Origin of the sequence: Streptomyces sp. NPDC001604, from assembly GCF_042893475.1 — a bacterium.
Lineage (GTDB): Bacteria > Actinomycetota > Actinomycetes > Streptomycetales > Streptomycetaceae > Streptomyces.
This window is the reverse complement of the sequence record NZ_JBIAUY010000014.1, coordinates 205,553-221,649: the sequence shown is the minus strand read 5'-3', so window position 1 is coordinate 221,649 and position 16,097 is coordinate 205,553. Positions and strand designations below refer to the sequence as shown.

At 71.2% G+C, this 16,097-nt stretch carries 16 protein-coding genes; 10 read left to right on the top strand and 6 right to left on the bottom strand.

Annotated elements, in window-relative coordinates; genetic code table 11:
* Window positions 1-4: 4 nt before the first annotated feature.
* The 3 genes from ACFY1E_RS32415 to ACFY1E_RS32405 are packed head-to-tail and all read right to left on the bottom strand — an operon-like array spanning window position 5 to window position 1,944.
* Entirely contained in the window at window positions 5-220 is a 216-nt protein-coding gene (locus ACFY1E_RS32415; RefSeq protein WP_389082147.1) for a transposase, read from the bottom strand.
* 6 nt (window positions 221-226) lie between these two features.
* A complete protein-coding gene (locus tag ACFY1E_RS32410; RefSeq protein ID WP_389082144.1) occupies window positions 227-553 on the bottom strand; it encodes a 2Fe-2S iron-sulfur cluster-binding protein in 327 nt (108 codons plus the stop codon).
* The gene (locus ACFY1E_RS32405; RefSeq protein ID WP_389082142.1) at window positions 538-1,944 is read right to left on the bottom strand and encodes an SRPBCC family protein; all 1,407 of its coding nucleotides are present in this window, start codon (window positions 1,942-1,944) and stop codon (window positions 538-540) included. Before ACFY1E_RS32405 ends, ACFY1E_RS32410 begins: the two co-directional genes overlap by 16 nt.
* 387 nt (window positions 1,945-2,331) lie before the next feature.
* On the opposite strand from ACFY1E_RS32405, the gene ACFY1E_RS32400 reads away from it, so the two are divergent.
* The 4 genes from ACFY1E_RS32400 to ACFY1E_RS32385 are packed head-to-tail and all read left to right on the top strand — an operon-like array spanning window position 2,332 to window position 7,172.
* A complete protein-coding gene (locus ACFY1E_RS32400) occupies window positions 2,332-3,474 on the top strand; it encodes a sugar ABC transporter substrate-binding protein (RefSeq protein ID WP_389082140.1) in 1,143 nt (380 codons plus the stop codon).
* Window positions 3,471-4,994, top strand: a complete 1,524-nt coding sequence (locus tag ACFY1E_RS32395; protein ID WP_389082137.1) for a sugar ABC transporter ATP-binding protein — start codon at window positions 3,471-3,473, stop codon at window positions 4,992-4,994. The genes ACFY1E_RS32400 and ACFY1E_RS32395 overlap by 4 nt, the downstream gene beginning before the upstream one ends.
* Before the next feature lies 1 nt (window position 4,995).
* Window positions 4,996-6,132, top strand: coding sequence for an ABC transporter permease (locus tag ACFY1E_RS32390; protein ID WP_389082135.1), 1,137 nt, complete (start codon window positions 4,996-4,998; stop codon window positions 6,130-6,132).
* Window positions 6,129-7,172 (top strand): NAD(P)-dependent alcohol dehydrogenase, encoded by a 1,044-nt coding sequence (locus tag ACFY1E_RS32385; protein WP_389082133.1) that lies wholly within the window; start codon window positions 6,129-6,131, stop codon window positions 7,170-7,172. Before ACFY1E_RS32390 ends, ACFY1E_RS32385 begins: the two co-directional genes overlap by 4 nt.
* Before the next feature lie 35 nt (window positions 7,173-7,207).
* On the opposite strand, the gene ACFY1E_RS32380 is transcribed toward ACFY1E_RS32385, so the two are convergent.
* Genes ACFY1E_RS32380 through ACFY1E_RS32370 form a run of 3 tightly spaced genes read right to left on the bottom strand, consistent with a single transcriptional unit; the run spans window position 7,208 to window position 10,054 of the window.
* Window positions 7,208-8,005: a ThuA domain-containing protein gene (locus ACFY1E_RS32380; RefSeq protein WP_389082131.1), complete on the bottom strand. Its 798-nt coding sequence runs from the start codon at window positions 8,003-8,005 to the stop codon at window positions 7,208-7,210.
* Between the two features lie 3 nt (window positions 8,006-8,008).
* Window positions 8,009-8,773: an SDR family NAD(P)-dependent oxidoreductase gene (locus ACFY1E_RS32375; RefSeq protein WP_389082128.1), complete on the bottom strand. Its 765-nt coding sequence runs from the start codon at window positions 8,771-8,773 to the stop codon at window positions 8,009-8,011.
* A gap of 42 nt (window positions 8,774-8,815) precedes the next feature.
* Complete coding sequence (locus tag ACFY1E_RS32370; protein ID WP_389082126.1) at window positions 8,816-10,054, bottom strand: acyl-CoA dehydrogenase family protein; 1,239 nt, start codon at window positions 10,052-10,054, stop codon at window positions 8,816-8,818.
* Window positions 10,055-10,249: 195 nt separating this feature from the next.
* Between ACFY1E_RS32370 and ACFY1E_RS32365 the strand changes: the two genes are divergently transcribed.
* The 6 genes from ACFY1E_RS32365 (at window position 10,250) to ACFY1E_RS32340 (ending at window position 15,960) form a co-directional block, all read left to right on the top strand.
* Window positions 10,250-11,785 (top strand): AMP-binding protein, encoded by a 1,536-nt coding sequence (locus tag ACFY1E_RS32365; RefSeq protein ID WP_389082124.1) that lies wholly within the window; start codon window positions 10,250-10,252, stop codon window positions 11,783-11,785.
* A 59-nt stretch (window positions 11,786-11,844) separates the two neighbouring features.
* Window positions 11,845-12,456 (top strand): histidine phosphatase family protein, encoded by a 612-nt coding sequence (locus ACFY1E_RS32360; RefSeq protein WP_389082121.1) that lies wholly within the window; start codon window positions 11,845-11,847, stop codon window positions 12,454-12,456.
* Window positions 12,457-12,485: 29 nt separating this feature from the next.
* Window positions 12,486-13,676 (top strand): acetyl-CoA C-acyltransferase, encoded by a 1,191-nt coding sequence (locus ACFY1E_RS32355; RefSeq protein ID WP_389082119.1) that lies wholly within the window; start codon window positions 12,486-12,488, stop codon window positions 13,674-13,676.
* Window positions 13,677-13,694: 18 nt separating this feature from the next.
* The gene (locus tag ACFY1E_RS32350) at window positions 13,695-14,666 is read left to right on the top strand and encodes a PDR/VanB family oxidoreductase (protein ID WP_389082116.1); all 972 of its coding nucleotides are present in this window, start codon (window positions 13,695-13,697) and stop codon (window positions 14,664-14,666) included.
* 45 nt (window positions 14,667-14,711) lie between these two features.
* Window positions 14,712-15,572 carry a 3-hydroxybutyryl-CoA dehydrogenase gene (locus ACFY1E_RS32345; RefSeq protein WP_389082114.1) on the top strand — a complete coding sequence of 287 codons (861 nt, stop codon included), beginning with the start codon at window positions 14,712-14,714 and terminating at the stop codon, window positions 15,570-15,572.
* Window positions 15,573-15,684: 112 nt separating this feature from the next.
* Entirely contained in the window at window positions 15,685-15,960 is a 276-nt protein-coding gene (locus ACFY1E_RS32340; protein WP_389082255.1) for an MMPL family transporter, read from the top strand.
* The last annotated feature ends 137 nt before the right edge of the window (window positions 15,961-16,097 follow it).

Here is a 16,097-nt window from a genome sequence, read left to right as displayed (position 1 = left end):
GGCCTCAGCCCTCCTGCTCAGGTGCCGTGCGCCGCTGGGCGAGCCGGCCGACCCACCCGGCCATCTGGAGGTCGGCGTGGCGCAGTTCGCCCGACTGCCACCGGGCCTGGAAGTCGAACACGCCCCGCGCCCCGGTCCTGGGGTCGGTCACCTCGACCAGTCCGTCCTCGGTGAGCCGGTACACCTGCCCGGTCAGCGGGTGGATCACTTGCTTGGACATGGGGCCTCACTCCTGCACTCGGCGGCGCACGCCGCGCTTGGTCACGGTCACCGGGCCCTCGACCAGGAGCCGGCAGGCGAGCCGGGTCAGGCCGTCCACCGGCCTGCGCAGGGCCTCGATGCCCTCGCGTTCCAGCGAGCCCACGGGGGAACAGTTCTCCACGCCCTCCTCCACCTGGACGAAGCAGGTGCGGCAGGTGCCCTTGCCGCCGCAGACGGTGGGCCAGCGGTAGCCGAGCCGCGCTGCGGCGGTGAACAGGTCCTCGCCGTCGAGTACGTCGAGGTCGGCGCCCAGGGGCCGGACCGACACCCGGTGGGTCACTTCTCCATCCACTGGTCGAGCGTCCGGTTGAAGTGGCGGATGCGGCTCTCCTGGTAGTTGGCGAGCGTGATGCCCGGCTTGCGCATCGCCTTCAGGCCCTGCTGGACGTAGGGCAGGTTCTCGCAGTCCTGGTCGAAGACGGGCCCCAGCACACCGAGTTCGGGGATGTCGGCGAAGAGCATGTCCTCGGGCACCCAGCGGATCTTCGCCGGGGGCGGCATCTCGCCGGGCTGCTTCGGGGAGGACATGAAGATGATCTCGGCGGTGCAGGAGTCGGGGTCGAGGCCGTTGGGCCGGAACCGGTAGATGATGTTGGACTTGGCGCCGCCCCAGGGGTTGAAGTTGGGGAACAGCAAGTAGTTGATGGCGTCCAGCAGTTCCGTGTCCGGGGTCTGCGAGAAGTCCTGTGCCGAGGTGGCCGCCAGCTGCGCCCGCATCCGCTCCGCGAGGACCTGGCGGGCGGTGCCGCCGGGCGGGATCGCCGGCAGTTCGTCGCCCTCCTGCCGTACCAGGTCACGGCCCTGGGCGGCGGCGTAGAAGGCGCGTGAGTCGTAGAAGGTCTCCAGGACGTCCTCCTCCGTGACGGAGTCCGCGACGTGCGGGCTGGGCGCGCCCTGGATGTTGATCATCCGGTTCCAGTTGGGCTGGTCCGCCATCACGTCGTACTGCGAGTTGGCGTCGGCGAGCCACGTCAGCATCTGCGGGTGGGTGGCGATCACATGGAAGGACTCGATGAACGCGTCCTGGGCGACCTTCCAGTTGCAGGGCAGCACCTTGGCGATGTGCAGGGACTTGTAGCGGTTCTCCAGCGGCCAGATGTAGTAGTCGTCGAAGGTGCCGCGGTAGCTGTCGAAGGACTCCGCGTACGGGTCCATGTTGATGAAGACGAAGCCGCGCCAGGTGGCCACCCGGGCCTCGGGGAGGGCGAACTTCTCCGGGGCGACGTGCGGGAAGTCCCAGGCGCAGGGCGGGGTCCGCATCGTGCCGTCGAGGTTCCAGGCGAAGCCGTGGAAGGAGCAGCGGAACTCGCTCACGTTGCCGCCGCCGGTGCGCAGTTTGCGTCCGCGGTGCAGGCACACGTTGACAAAGGCCCGGATCTCGTCGGGGGCCGTACGCACGACGATGAGCGAGTCGTCGCCGATCTCGTAGACCTCGTGGTCGCCGACCTCGGGGATCTCGCTCTCCAGACAGGCGAACTGCCAGACGCGCCGCCAGACCTGCTGCATCTCACGTTCGGCCCACTCGCGGGAGGTGAAGCGGGCGGTGTCGATGTCCTCGCTGCCGAGGGGGTCGTTCCGCTCGAACCTCAGAGCGGGCGGGACCGGGCGGCTGTCCTGGTCGAGGTAGTCCTGGACGCTGGGCCCGGGGCACCGCGCGGTACCCAGCTCCGACGTTTCGTCCATCATCTCTCCTCCGGCAGAAACTTTAGAGCGAGTGTAGTTACCGCTTGCAGTACGGAGCAACACTTTCGACCACCGATGAAGACCACGTCTCCCGAGGTCAGCACTGAATGAGTCACGGAGCGGAGAAATTTCTCGGCGCCTCCCCTCCCCAAGGCCACTCCGGCGTGTCACACTCCGACCCACTTGAGACTGTAGTGCCTCATAAGTTTCTACGATCCGGGACGGTCTTGGGCCAGCCCGGTGCCAGCGCCGCGGGGATCTCTCCCAGGCGGCCCGCGCCGTACCCCACGCCGGCGATCGACGCACCCCTCATACCTGTTGCGTGCCGTTCCGCCCCGCGCCGCGGGTCGCGGCAGCCCAGGCGCCACACCACGGGAGTTCTCAACGATGAGTTCCACACCCGGACGCGCGGTCCGCCGCGCCCTCACCGCGATCGTCCCCGCCACCGCCCTGCTCACCCTGACGGCGTGCGGGAGCGGCACCACACCGGCCGCCGGTTCCTCGCAGGCGGCGGCAGCCGGCTCCCCCGGACTGACGGCGGCCCGCACGGCTCTCAAGACGTACGCGCAGCGCCCGACCGCGATCTCCGTCACCCAGCCCGTCGGCAAGCCCATCCCCAAGGGCAAGGAGATCGACTTCATCCTCTGCGGCGTCCAGTCCTGCAAGGACCTCGCCGACTTCTTCACCGCAGCCGCTGGGCAACTCGGCTGGAAGGTGAAGCAGATTGCCACGCAGGGCACGCCGGAATCCGTCCAGGCGGCCTACGAGCAGGCCGTGCGCGACAGGCCCGACGCCGTGATCGCCTCCGGTTTCCCGCGCGCGGTCTACAGCAAGCAGCTGGCACAGCTGAAGGCGGCCGGCATCCCCGTCATCCAGTCGAACGCCGACGATGTGGCGGGCGACGGCATCTCCCTGCTGAAGAACGGGCCCAAGGACGTCGGTGTCCAGGGCCGGATGCTCGCCGCGTGGGTGGTCTCGAACAGCGGCGCCAAGGCGGACACCGTCTACTTCGACCTGCCGGCCTACACGATCCTCAAGCCCGTCAAGGACTCCTTCGCGGCCAACTACCAGCAGTGGTGCGCCGGTTGCGCGCTGGACAACGTCGACGTGCCGATCACCGCCGTGGGCAAGGACATGCCGGACCGCGTCGTGTCGTATCTGCGCTCACACCCGAAGGTGACCCATGTCGTCTTCTCCCTGGGCCTGCTCAACGTGGGTGTGCCCGCCGCGCTGAAGACCGCCGGCATCACCGGCAAGCACATCGTCGTCAACGTCGGTGACGCGCAGAACTACCAGTACATCCAGAGCGGCCTCACCGACGGCGCGATGGCCCTCAACTCCCACGAGACCGCCTGGCTCCAGGCCGACGCGCTGGCCCGGCACTTCACCGGCCAGTCCATGGCCGTCGACCAGAAGGCCGCACTGCCCAACATGCTCGTCACCAAGGACAACCTGCCCTCCGCCGACGGCGACTTCCCGATCGTCGAGAGCTACCAGCAGCAGTTCAAGGCGCTCTGGGGCCTGAGTTGACCGGGCCGGTCCTGCGGGTGGCTGCCCTGTCGAAGAGATTCGGCGGCACCCGGGCACTGACCGACGTGGACCTCGAGGTCGCACCCGGTGAGATCCACGCCCTCATCGGACCCAACGGCTCCGGCAAGTCCACCCTCATCAAGATTCTCGCCGGCTACCACCACGCGGAGCCGGGAGCGATGGCCGAACTCGACGGCGAACCCTTCGACCTCGGCCACGCCACCAACTCCCGCCACGACCGGCTCCGCTTCGTCCACCAGGAACTGGGCCTGGTGGACGAGTTGAGCGCCATCGACAACCTCGCCCTCAGTCACGGCTTCGCCCGCACGGCCCTGGGCAACATCGACTGGCCGGAGATGTCGAGGCGGACAACCGCCCTCGTCGAACGGTTCGGCGTCGACATCGACGTACACCGTCCCCTGACGAAGGCGACCCCCGTCCAGCGCACGGTGGTGGCCATCGCCGCCGCGCTCCAGGGCTGGGAGGGCGGCCGGGGTGTCCTGGTGCTCGACGAGCCCACCGCCGTGCTTCCGCCCGGCGAAGTGGCCCGTCTCTTCGACATCGTGCGGGAGATCCGCGACGGCGGCGCCGGAGTCCTGTACGTGTCGCACCGCATGGACGAGATCTTCGCGCTCGCCGACCGCGTCACCGTCATCCGCGGCGGACGCCGCATCGCCACCCGCCCGGTCGCCGAAGTAACCCCACGCTCGCTGGCGGAACTGATGGCGGGCGAGGAGACGCACACCGCGACCGAGACGGACCACCGTCCGGCACCCGCCACCGATTCCGCCCCTTCCGTACTCCAGGTACGCGGCCTACGGGCCGGGCCACTGCGAGGAGTCGACCTCGACCTGGCGCGCGGCGAGCTCCTGGGCATCACCGGTCTGGTCGGCTCCGGTCACGAGATCGTGCCGTATGTGGTGTGCGGGGCCCATACCGGACCGGTGAGCGGCCGGCTGCGACTGCCGGAACGCTCCGCGCAATGGACTCGGGCTCGCCACGCCGACACCCTGGGCCTTCCCATGGTCCCGGCGGACCGGGCGGTCGAGGGAGTCATCGGCGACTTCTCGGTCGGCGAGAACCTCACTCTGCCACTCCTACGGCGACTGCGCGCCCGCGTCGGGCGCCTGCACCGGCGCCGCGAGTCCGCCCTGGTCGACGACTGGATCCGTCGGCTCGGGGTACGCACGGCCGGCCCCGGCGCCCGCATCACCACCCTGAGCGGCGGCAACCAGCAGAAGGTCGTCATGGCCCGCTGTCTGGCCCAGCACCCGCCCGTGCTGGCGCTGTGCGAACCCACGGCGGGCGTGGACATCGCCACCCGTCTGCAGCTGTACGACCTGATAGAGCGACAGGCCGCGGAGGGCATGGGCGTCATCGTGTGCTCCTCCGACACCCAGGACCTGCTCGCGCTGTGCACCCGCGTCCTGGTGGTACGGGACGGCCGGATCGCACGGGAGATCAGCGGCCAGGACATCACCGAACGCGCGCTCGTGCACGCGATGGAAGGAACCGAGTGAGATGACATCGACCCCGACCCGGGCGGTGGATCGACCGCCGTCCGCAGCGCAGAGGTCCGCGCCGTTCCTCCGGGGAGCGCCGGTCCGACGGGCGGCGGCCGCCCTGTCGTTCCGGAACATCGGCGCCGTGTACGTATGGCTGGCCATCGTCGTGGTCTTCTCGGTCTGGGCGCCGGACACGTTCCCGACCGTCATCACGGTCAAGCAGATACTGAACGGCAATGCGGTGGCCGGTCTGGTGGCACTCAGCGTCGTACCGCCCCTGGCCGCACGCGTCTTCGACCTCTCGGTCGCCTACACCATGTCGCTCACCAGCGTGCTGACCGCCCGCTTCCTGGTCTCCGCCGGACTCGGTCCCGGCGTGGCGGTCGCTCTGGCGATGACCGCCGCACTGCTGGTGGGAGTCGTCAACGGCATCGTGGTCGTGGTCCTCCGCGTCGACTCCTTCATCGCCACCCTGGCCACCGGCGCGCTGATCCAGTCACTGATCACCATGGTCACCGACGACAGCTCCATCACCGGTGTGCAGTTGCTCGCCAAGCCGTTCGCGAGCATCGCCCAGCTCGACGCGGGCGGCATCACCCTGCCGGTGCTGTATCTGCTGCTCGCAGCGCTGACCATCTGGTTCCTGCTGGAACACACCGCCACCGGACGCCGGTTGTACGCGACCGGCTTCAACGCCGACGCGGCCCGGCTGCAGGGCGTGCGCACCGACCGGCTGCGCTTTCTGACCCTGGTGGCCTCCGCGCTGCTGTCCGGTTTCGCCGGCGTCGTCTTCGCGTCCTCGGTCGGTTCCGGATCGCCGACCGCGGGCACGCCGTACCTGCTGTCGGCCTACGCCGCCGCCTTCGTCGGGGCGACCCAGTTGCGAGCGGGCCGCTTCAACGCCTGGGGCACCGTGCTCGCGGTGCTCCTGCTCGGGACCGGAATCACGGGACTCGGGCTCGCCACCAGCGCGCAGTGGGCCGCGAGCCTGTTCACCGGCTCCGTCCTCATCGTGGCACTGGTCCTGACGGGTGGCCGGCTCACCCTGCCCGCCGTTCTGCGCCGCCGACGCGGAAGCCACTCGCGTGTCGGCTCCGAGGCTCCCTCGGAGGGCGACGCCCTGCCCCCCATCGACAAGGAGACCGCCACATGAAGGCTGTGCAGTACCGGAAGGTCGGACAGGCCCCCGAGGTCGTCGAGGTTCCCCTGCCCCAACCGGGGCCGGGCCAGGTGCTGTTGAAGGTGACCGCGGCGGGGCTGTGCCACTCCGACCTGGCGGTCATGGGGTGGCCCGAGGACCAGTTCCCCTACCCGCTGCCGATGACGCTCGGCCATGAGGGGGTCGGCACCGTCGCCGCCGTGGGCAGCGGTGTCACCGCCGTGACGGAGGGCGACGAGGTGGCGGTGTACGGCCCCTGGGGCTGTGGGCAGTGCCCCAAGTGCGCCGTGGGCAAGGAGAACTGCTGCCCGCACGCCGCCGGACTCGGCATCCTGCCGCCGGGACTCGGCTCCCCCGGCGCGCTCGCCGAGTACATGCTGGTGGACTCGCCCCGCCATCTGGTGCCGTTGAACGGACTGGACCCGGTACAGGCCGCCCCGCTCACCGACGCGGGGCTGACGCCCTATCACGCCATCAGGAAATCGCTGCCCAAGCTGGTCCCCGGCAGCACGGCGGTGGTGATCGGAGTCGGCGGTCTGGGTCACCTGGCCGTGCAGTTGCTCCGCGCTCTCACACCGGCCACGGTGGTCGCCCTCGACGTCAGCAAGGACAAGCTGGAGCTGGCCCACGCCGTCGGCGCCCACGAGACGCTGCTCTCCGACGGCGCTGCGGCCGCACAGATCCGGGAGCTGACCGGTGGGATCGGAGCGGAAGTGGTGCTGGACTTCGTGGGCGCCGAGCCGACACTCGCCGTGGCCGCGGCCGCGGTCGCCGTGGAGGGCGATGTGACGATCGTCGGCCTCGGCGGAGGCACCCTGGCGGTCGGCTTCGGCGGCGGGCTGCCGCTCGAGGCCTCGGCCTCCTTCCCCTACTGGGGCGGCCGCCACGAGCTCATGGAGGTGGTCGAACTGGCCCGACGGGGTCTGGTCTCCTCCCACGTCGAGACCTTCACCCTCGACGAGGCGCCCGCGGCCTACGAGCGTCTGCACGCCGGTGACATCAAGGGCCGCGCGGTGGTACTTCCGCACGCGTGAGCCGCCCCGCGCGCAGGGCCGGTGCCCGAGCCCACTCAGGCGCCGGCCCGCTCCTCTGCCGGGCTCCGGCCGGCCACCGTCCGTTCCACGCAACGCCGCAGGACCGTCAGGAACTCCGGCGTCTGCCAGGGTCCGCGGTCCACACGCCCGGTGTCGTCCACGCCCAGGTCCTGCATGTCGTAACGGCCCCTGCAGTGGCCGAGGGTGAAGTAGCAGACCTCGCCGAGACCGTGCCGCTTGAGGTACAGCACCGGTCGGGGCGCACTGTCGAGGGCCGCCGTGCCGCCCTCGGCGAAACCGCGGCACGGCCCCGTGTACTCGGCGTGCAGCAACACGTCCAACTCCCCGTGCAGCTCACAGACGTACAACTCGTCGGTGACCGTGAACGGGCCGATCCCGGCGACCAGCGGATGGCCGGGATCGGTCACGCACACCTCGTACGGCTCGATCGGCGGGTGGGCCAGGAACTGGCTGCCGAGCACCTGGGCCAGTTCCCCGAGGAGCCGCGGGGTCGTGAACTCCCGTGTCCCGCCGTGTGCCGGCGGCTCGATCACCGCGTTGGTGCCGTGCAGGGCGAGCCAGCGACCGCCCCGCTCCACCACCCGGGCGAGCGCGGCCCGCTGCGCCGGGCGGGGCCGGACGTCACAGGTGTAGGTGACCAGCAGGTCGGCCCGGTCGAGGGCTTCCACGCAGTCGTAGTCCTGGTAGACGGTGGTGCGCACCCTCGGATGCTCACCGAGCAGTTCCAGCAGCCTGAGCCGCGCGTGGTCGAAGTCGTGCCAGCGGCCGCCGCAGACGAGCACGGCGTCCAGGCGGCCTGCAGGGCCGGCCACGGCTCAGTACTGGACGCGGGTGAGCAGCCCGCCGTCCACCACCAGGTTGACCCCCACACAGAAGGCGCCGGTCCGCCCGAGCAGGAACGCCACCGCCGCGGCCACGTCCTCCGCGGTGCCGTAGCGGCCGATCGGAAGCTTGGCGAGCACTTCCTCGTAGACCTCCGGACGGCTGGTGCGGATGGTCTCCCAGGCGCCGCCGGGGAAGTCGATCGGGCCGGGCGAGACGGTGTTGACGCGGATGCCCTTCGGGGCGAGGGCGTGTGCGAGGGCGGAGGCGTGCTGGACGACGGCCGCCTTGAGGGCGGAGTAGGAGTTCGCTCCGGCCGGGCGCGCGGTGTCGGAGGCGTTGGTGGTGCCGATGGCCACGACCGCGGCCCGGTCGGAGGCCTCCAGATGGGGCATGGCGGCCTCGACGAGTCCCGCGAACGGGATCAGGTCGCCGCGCAGGCTGGCTTCCCAGGACTCGGGGCCTTTCACGTTGCCCGCCGACACGTTGGACACCAGCAGGTCCAGGCCGCCGAGCGCGCCGGCCGCCCGCTCCACAAAGCCGGCGAGGGCCTGCGGGTCGGTGACGTCGACCGCTTCCTCGAACACCGTGGCGCCCTCGGCGCGCAGCTCGGCGGCGGTCTTCGCCAGTCCTTCCTCACCCCGGGCGCACAGCGCCAGCGCACAGCCCTCCGCGGCCAGTTGCGCGGCGATCGCCCGGCCTATGCCCCGGCTCGCACCGGTCACCAGCGCCTTGGCGCCCGTCAGTCCCAGATCCATCGATGTCACTCCTTCGTGATTGCCGAAACGAGGCCTGGCGCCTCAGTTGCCGGGGAGTTGCGAGAACGGCACCCGGTCCACCCGCGGCTCGGGCGGCAGTCGCAACACCCGCTCGCCGATCAGGTTGCGCTGGATCTGGTCGGTGCCTCCGGCCAGCCGGTAGCCGGGGGCGCCGAGGAGGTGCTCGGTCCAGGCGAAGGTGCCCGGTTCCCCGGTGTCGGCGCTGATCCGCGCCCCCATCAGCTCGGCGGCGACCTGCCCTGTGCGGGTGAGCAGTTCGGAGGCCATGAGCTTGGTCAACGACGCCTCCGGGCCCGGCCGGCCGCCGGCCGCACTCGTCCTGGCGACGCGTTCGACGGTCGCCGTGCGCAGGGCGGCACGGACGTACAGGTCGGCGAGGCGCTGGCGGACCAGCGGGTCCTGGGTACGGCCGAGGGAGCGGGCGAGCGCGAGAACATCCGTGAAGGTGCCGCCCTTGCGGCGGTTGCCGCTGCCGGAGGCGGTGCGTTCGAAGGCGAGGGTGGTGGTGGCGACCTCCCAGCCCTGGCCCGGCCGCCCGATCCGGAGGCGGTCGGGGACGCGTACGCCGCTGAGGAAGACCTCGTTGAAGGAGGCGCCGCCGCTCATCTGACGGATGGGGCGCACCTCCACACCGGTGGCGTCCATCGGCACCAGGAAGGCGGTGATGCCGGCCTGTTTGACGACGGCCGGATCGGTGCGGGCGAGCAGCAGACCGTAGTCGGCGAACTGGGCGCCCGAGGTCCACACCTTCTGGCCGTCTATCACCCAGTCGTCGCCCTCCTGCCGTGCGCGGGTGCGCAGGGCCGCGAGGTCGGATCCGGCGCCGGGCTCGCTGAAGAGCTGACAGGCCAGCAGATCGGTGCGCAGGAAGGCGCGTGCGTGGTCGCGGCGCTGCTCGGCGGTCCCGAACAGGGAGACCGCCATCGCGACCAGCCGCACGGTGACGCTGATCAGCTCGGTGGACGGCGGCACCTCGAAGGCCGACTCCTCTTCGGCGAAGGCCGCCGCATGGGCGGCGGTCAGGCCCGCGCCGCCCTTGTCCGCGGGGAGGGTCAGTGCCTGATAGCCGGCGTCGAACCGGGCTCGCTGGTAGGCGCGGCAGCGCTCCAGCAGCAGGCGTTCCTCGTCCTCCGGAAGGTTGTGGAACACGGCCAGGTCGGCGGTCTGCGTGGCGGAGTCCGGCGCTCGTGCCGGTTCGAGCACGGTGGCCAGCCACTGCCTGACCTGCCTGCGCCATGCGTCCGGATCCAGCTCGGACATGGCTCCTCCTCGGGCACTTACCACACGGTGGATTTAGTAACAGGCGGTGGACCAGGACGTCCACCACCCGCCGAAACAGGCGTGAATGACTCCGCCCAGGATCAGAGTGTTCCGCACTTTCTTGATAAACGCTACAGTCTCAGCATCCCCTCTCCCCTGAAACCGGGAGAGGCCCGAGGAGCCGCCGGAGGAGCCATGTCGCTGCTGCCACTCGACCGTCGCGCCCAGGAGTCACCCGACGAGCCCGCCCTGGCGGACGACCTGGACGTGCTGTCCTGGTCCCGCCTCGCCGACCAGGTGGCGCGGGCGGCGGCCCGGCTGCTGGAGTTCGCGCCCGGCCCCGAGGACAGGGTCGCCGTCCTCGGTGACAACGCGATCCCGACGCTGGTGGCCCATCTGGCCGGCCTGCGCGCCGGAGTGGGGACCGTGGCCACGTCCCGCAACCTCACCTCGGGCGAACTCGTCGAGCAGATCATCGACGCGGGCGTGACCGGGATCGTCACCGGACCCGTGGGCGCGGGTGCCGCGCTCGACGCGGCGCGGGAACTGGGCCTGCCGCTGGTGGTGCACGGAACCCCGGCGCTCGGGCACGCCTTCGACTGGGACCGGTGGCTGGCCGCAGCACCCGCCGGGCACACCTTCCCCGTGGGCCGAACCGCCCGGCCTCCGCTCGTCTACACCTCGGGAACCACGGGACGGGCCCGCGGCACCGAGGTGCGCTGGGTGAGCGAACCGGTCGCCGACAGCACCGCGTACCTCGCCGCGATGTCCGCCCGTCCCGGATTCCCTCCGGGGCCGCACCTGGTGTGCGGTCCCCTGCAGCACAACGCTCCGCTCACCTCGCTACGGCACCTCGCCGCCGGCGAGCCGGTGGTCGTCCTCGGCAGATACGACGCGGAGACGTTCCTGAGCCGGGTGCAGAGGTGGCGGGTCTCCTCGGCGGTGATGGTGCCCACCCACTTCCAACGGCTGCTCGCCCTCCCTGACGAGGTCCGCGCCCGGTACGACGTCTCCAGCCTGCGGCAGGTCTCCCACACCGGCTCCGCGTGTCCGCCCGATGTGAAGCGCGCCATGATCGACTGGTTCGGTCCGGTGCTGACCGAGTCGTACGGCGCCAGCGAGGCGGGCACCGTGGCACGCATCAGCAGTGCCGAGTGGCTGGCACACCCGGGCTCGGTCGGGCGGGCCCGGCCCCCGTTCGAGGTCCTGGTCACCGATGACGACGGCCGGCGACTGCCGCCCGGCGAACCAGGGTTGCTGGCCTTCCGGGCCCCGGAGGACCAGGGCGTCCGCTACCACGCGGACCCGGACAAGACCAGGGCCGCCTACATCGCCCCCGGCGTCTTCACCCTCGGTGACATCGGCTACGTCGACGCGGACGGCTACATCTTCATCACCGACCGGGCCGCGGACGTCGTGGTCTCCGGCGGGGTCAACCTCTACCCGGCCGAGAGCGAGGCCGTGCTGCGACAGCACCCGGCGGTCGCCGAGGTCGCGGTCATCGGCGTGCCCGACCCGGACTTCGGCGAGTCCCTGCGGGCCCTGGTCGTGGCGGCGGACGAGCCGCCGGCCGACGAACTGGACCGGTTCTGCCGTGAGCGCCTCGCCGCCTACAAGTGCCCGAAGTCGTACGAGTTCGTTCCCGGCCTGCTGCGCAACGCGATGGGCAAGCTCGACAAACGCGCGATGCGCCGCCCCTACTGGGCCTCGGAACGGACCATCGCCGGCTGAGCCCGCTCACCTCCGTGACCGCTCACCCGTGCGCCCGCCCACCCCTGTGAAGGATCACCATGACCGAACTCCTCCTCATCCGGCACGGCCTCCCGCTGGCCGGAGTGTTCGACCCCGGACTGTCCCCGCAGGGCACCGCCCAGGCCGAACATCTCGCCGCCTGGCTCGGACACGAGGACCTCGACGCCCTCTACGTCAGCCCGTACCGCCGCGCCCGGGAGACCGCCGCGCCCCTGGAACGACTCACCGGCATGACCGCCACCGTCCTCGACGACCTGCGCGAGTGGGACACGGACGTGTCCCAGCCCTACACGCCACCCGAGCAGATCGGCGCCGACGATCCCCGGGCGGCGGCGCTGGCCGAGGGACGCTTCGAGGACTTCGTGCCCGACCTGGACCGGGACGCCTTTCGGGCACGTGCCGTACGGGCCATGGCCACCATTTTCGACGCCCATCCCGGCGGCCGGGTCGCAGCCGTGTGCCACGGCGGCATCACCAACACCTACCTGGCGACGGTGCTGGGCCTGTCCACCATGTTCTGGTTCCACCCCGACTACACGTCCGTGAGCCGGGTGCGGCGCATGCCCGGCGGCCGCATCGTCCTGCACTCGGTCAACGAGACGGCCCATCTGGTCGCCGACCGAGCCGTGGACGCCCGCACGGCCGCCTGACCCTTTCCCCCACCCAGGAGGTCCCGGCCATGCCCGGATCCGTCATCGTCGCCGGTGCCAGGACACCCATCGGCAAACTCCTTGGCGCCCTCAGCCCCCTGTCCGCGGTCGATCTCGGTGCCCACGCCATCCGCGCAGCCCTGGACGCCGTACACCTGGAGCCGGCAGCCGTGGAAGCCGTCGTCATGGGACATGTCGTCCAGGCCGGAGCCGGCCCCAACCCGGCACGGCAGGCCGCCGTCCAGGCCGGCATCCCCTTCTCCGTGCCCGCGAGCACCGTCAACAAGCTCTGCCCGTCCGGACTGCACGCCATCGCCCTGGCCGACCTCTTGATCGCCTCGGGCCGTCACGAAATCGTCGTAGCGGGTGGCATGGAGTCCATGTCGAACGCCCCGCACCTGCTGCGCGGAGCCCGCACCGGCTGGAAGTACGGTGCGGCAGCGGCGGAGGACGCCCTCGACCGCGATGCCCTCGTCTGCGCCTTCGACGGCGTCTCCATGGGCGCGGCGACCGAGCGCTACCAAGCGCCGTTCGACCTGACCCGTGCGGAACAGGACGAGTACGGCGCGCTCTCCCATCAAAGGGCCGCCCAAGCCCAGGAGTCGGGTGCGCTGTCCGAGGAGATCACTCCCGTCACCGTGTCCGGGCGCCGGGGCGAGACGGTGGTCGCCGACGACGAGGGCGTACGGCCCGGGACCACCGGCGAGAGTCTGGGGCGCCTGAAGCCGGCCTTCTCCGACGCGGGCACCATCACCCCGGGCAACGCCTCACAGCTCTCCGACGGGGCCGCGGCCGTCGTCGTCATGAGCGCCGAGCGCGCCCGGCGGGAGGGCCTGACGGCGCTCGCCGAGATCGGTGCCTACGGCACGGTCGCGGGCCCCGACCCCTCACTGCTCGTCCAGCCGGCCGGCGCGATCCACGACGCGCTCTCCCGGGACGGCCGACTGAAGGTCGCCGACCTGGACCTGTTCGAGATCAACGAGGCGTTCGCCTCGGTGGCCCTGGCCTCGGTACGGGAGCTGGGCATCCCCCTGGACAAGGTGAACGTCAACGGCGGAGCGATCGCGCTGGGGCACCCGGTCGGCATGACCGGGGCCCGGCTGGTGCTGACCCTCGCGGCCGAACTGCGACGGCGCGGTGGCGGCAGTGGTGCGGCCGCCCTGTGCGGGGGCGGCGGCCAGGGCGACGCACTACTGCTGCACGTGCCGACACCGGCCTGAACCCGGAGCTGAACCATCATGAACGATCAACTGCCCACGGTCGACGCGACGCTCACCGTGGAGACCCGCACCCGGGCCGCGGACGACGTCGTCTCCCTCACCCTGCGCCACCCGGACGGGGGCACGCTCCCCGCCTGGACGCCGGGCGCCCACATCGACCTGCTCCTGAACGGCGACGACGGCGGCGACCTGATCCGTCAGTACTCCCTGTGCGGGCACCCCGCCGACCGCGAGGCCTGGCAGATCGCCGTGCTGCGCGAGCCGGCAGGCCGAGGTGGCTCCGCATACGTCCACGACCACCTGCACGAAGGCGCGAAGGTACGGGTCCGCGGACCACGGAACAACTTCCCGCTGCGGCCGGCCGCACGCCATCTCTTCATCGCCGGCGGTGTCGGTATCACGCCCGTCCTGCCCATGGTCGAGGCGGCCGAGGCCGCGGGAGCCGACTGGCGTCTGCTGTACGGCGGCCGCACCCGGACCTCCATGGCCTTCCTGGACCGCCTCACCCCGTACGGGGACCGGGTACTCGTCCGTCCGCAGGACGAGTACGGCCTGCTGGACCTCGCCGCGTTCCTCGGCATGCCCCAGGAAGGCACCCTGGTCCACGCCTGCGGTCCCGAACCCCTGCTGCGGGCAGTTCACGAGCAGTGCGCGACCTGGCCGCCCGGCACGCTGGGCCTCGAACGCTTCACCCCGGTACCAACGGCTGAAACCGGCCCTGCTGATGCCTTCGAGCTGGAGCTCGCCCGCTCCGGGCTGACCCTCACCGTGGCGCCGGACCGTTCGGTGCTCGAGACCGTGGAGGAGGCCGGCGTCGCGGTCGACTTCTCCTGCAGGGAAGGCACTTGCGGTACCTGCGAGACCGCCGTGCTCGACGGCACACCCGACCACCGCGACTCGCTGCTGTCCGAGGACGAACGAGCCGCCGGCGACACCATGCTCATCTGCGTCTCCCGTTCGTGCGGCCCCCGCCTGGTCCTCGATCTATGACGGCGATGCCCCCATCGGACAACGACTCATCAGAGAGGACCTCGGATGGACCCCATCACCCGTCTTGGCGTCGTCGGCTGCGGCCTCATGGGCTCCGGCATCGCCGAAGTCGCCGCCCGCAGCGGCATCGACGTCCTTGTCGCCGAGGCCACGCCCGACGCGATGGAGGCGGGCCGCCGCCGACTCACCGCTTCCCTCGACCGAGCCCTGAGGAGTCACAAACTCGGCGAGGAAGAGCGAGACCAGGCCCTCGCCAGGGTTTCCTTCACCCGCGACCTCACCGACTTGGCCGACCGTCAGTTCGTCATCGAGGCGGTCGCCGAGAACCGCGACATCAAGACCGATGTCCTGCGCACCCTGGACAAGGCGGTCGAAGACCCGGCGGCGGTCCTGGCCACCAACACCTCCTCGATCCCAGTCGTCGATCTCGCCGTCGTCACCGAACGGCCGACGCGGGTCATCGGCATGCACTTCTTCAACCCCGTGCCCGTGCAGCGGCTGGTCGAGCTCGTTCCCGCCCTCACCACCGATGCCGACACGGTGCGCCGCACCCTCGGCCTCGCGGAGCGGTTGGGCAAGCAGGCCATCCAGGCACCCGACCGTTCCGGCTTCGTCGTCAACGCCCTCCTCGTGCCCTATCTGCTCGGCGCGGTGCGGATGGTGGAGTCCGGCTCGGCACGGCCGGAGGACATCGACCGCGGCATGGAACTCGGATGCGCCCATCCCATGGGGCCGTTGCGCCTGCTCGACCTCATCGGCCTCGACACCGCCCAGGCCGTGGCCGAGTCGATGTACGAGGAGTTCAAGGAGCCGTTGTACGCACCACCCGCCCTGCTTCGCCGCATGGTCGCCGCGGGCCACCTCGGCCGCAAGAGCGGCCGCGGCTTCCACGTCTACGACACCTGAGCCAGAGCCGACCGACTCCCGGCGGGGGGCGCGGTCCCCGGCTGCCTCAGCCGGACAGTTTCAGGCCTCGGCAGGTCAACGCACCCTTCCACGCGGCTTCAGGGGCGCCGCGCTGATCATGGTGGCGGTCTTCGCGGGGTTCGTCACGATGCAGGATGCGATCGTGAAGCCGATCGCCTTCGCCCTGGCCTTCGGGGTTCTGGTCGACGCCTTCCTCATCCGGATGACGTTCGTGCCCGCAGTGCTCATGTGGGTCGGCCGGGCCGGCCGGTGGCTGCCGCGCGGTCTGCAGAAGATCCTGCCGAACGTGGACATCGAGCGGCGTGATCTGCCCAGGCCCCCGGCGCAGCCGAGTGAGACGCCCGCCACTGCCTCCGAGCGCGACTGACATGCCCCGGGAGCGGGGTGTCACGTCCGGGGCCTGTCGAGCCCAGTCGTCTCGCAGGCCCCGGACGTCGGCACGGGCCGCCCCGGCCTCGGGGGGAGGGGAAGGCCGGTGTGCGATGGCAGCCCGCGCGGAGCCGG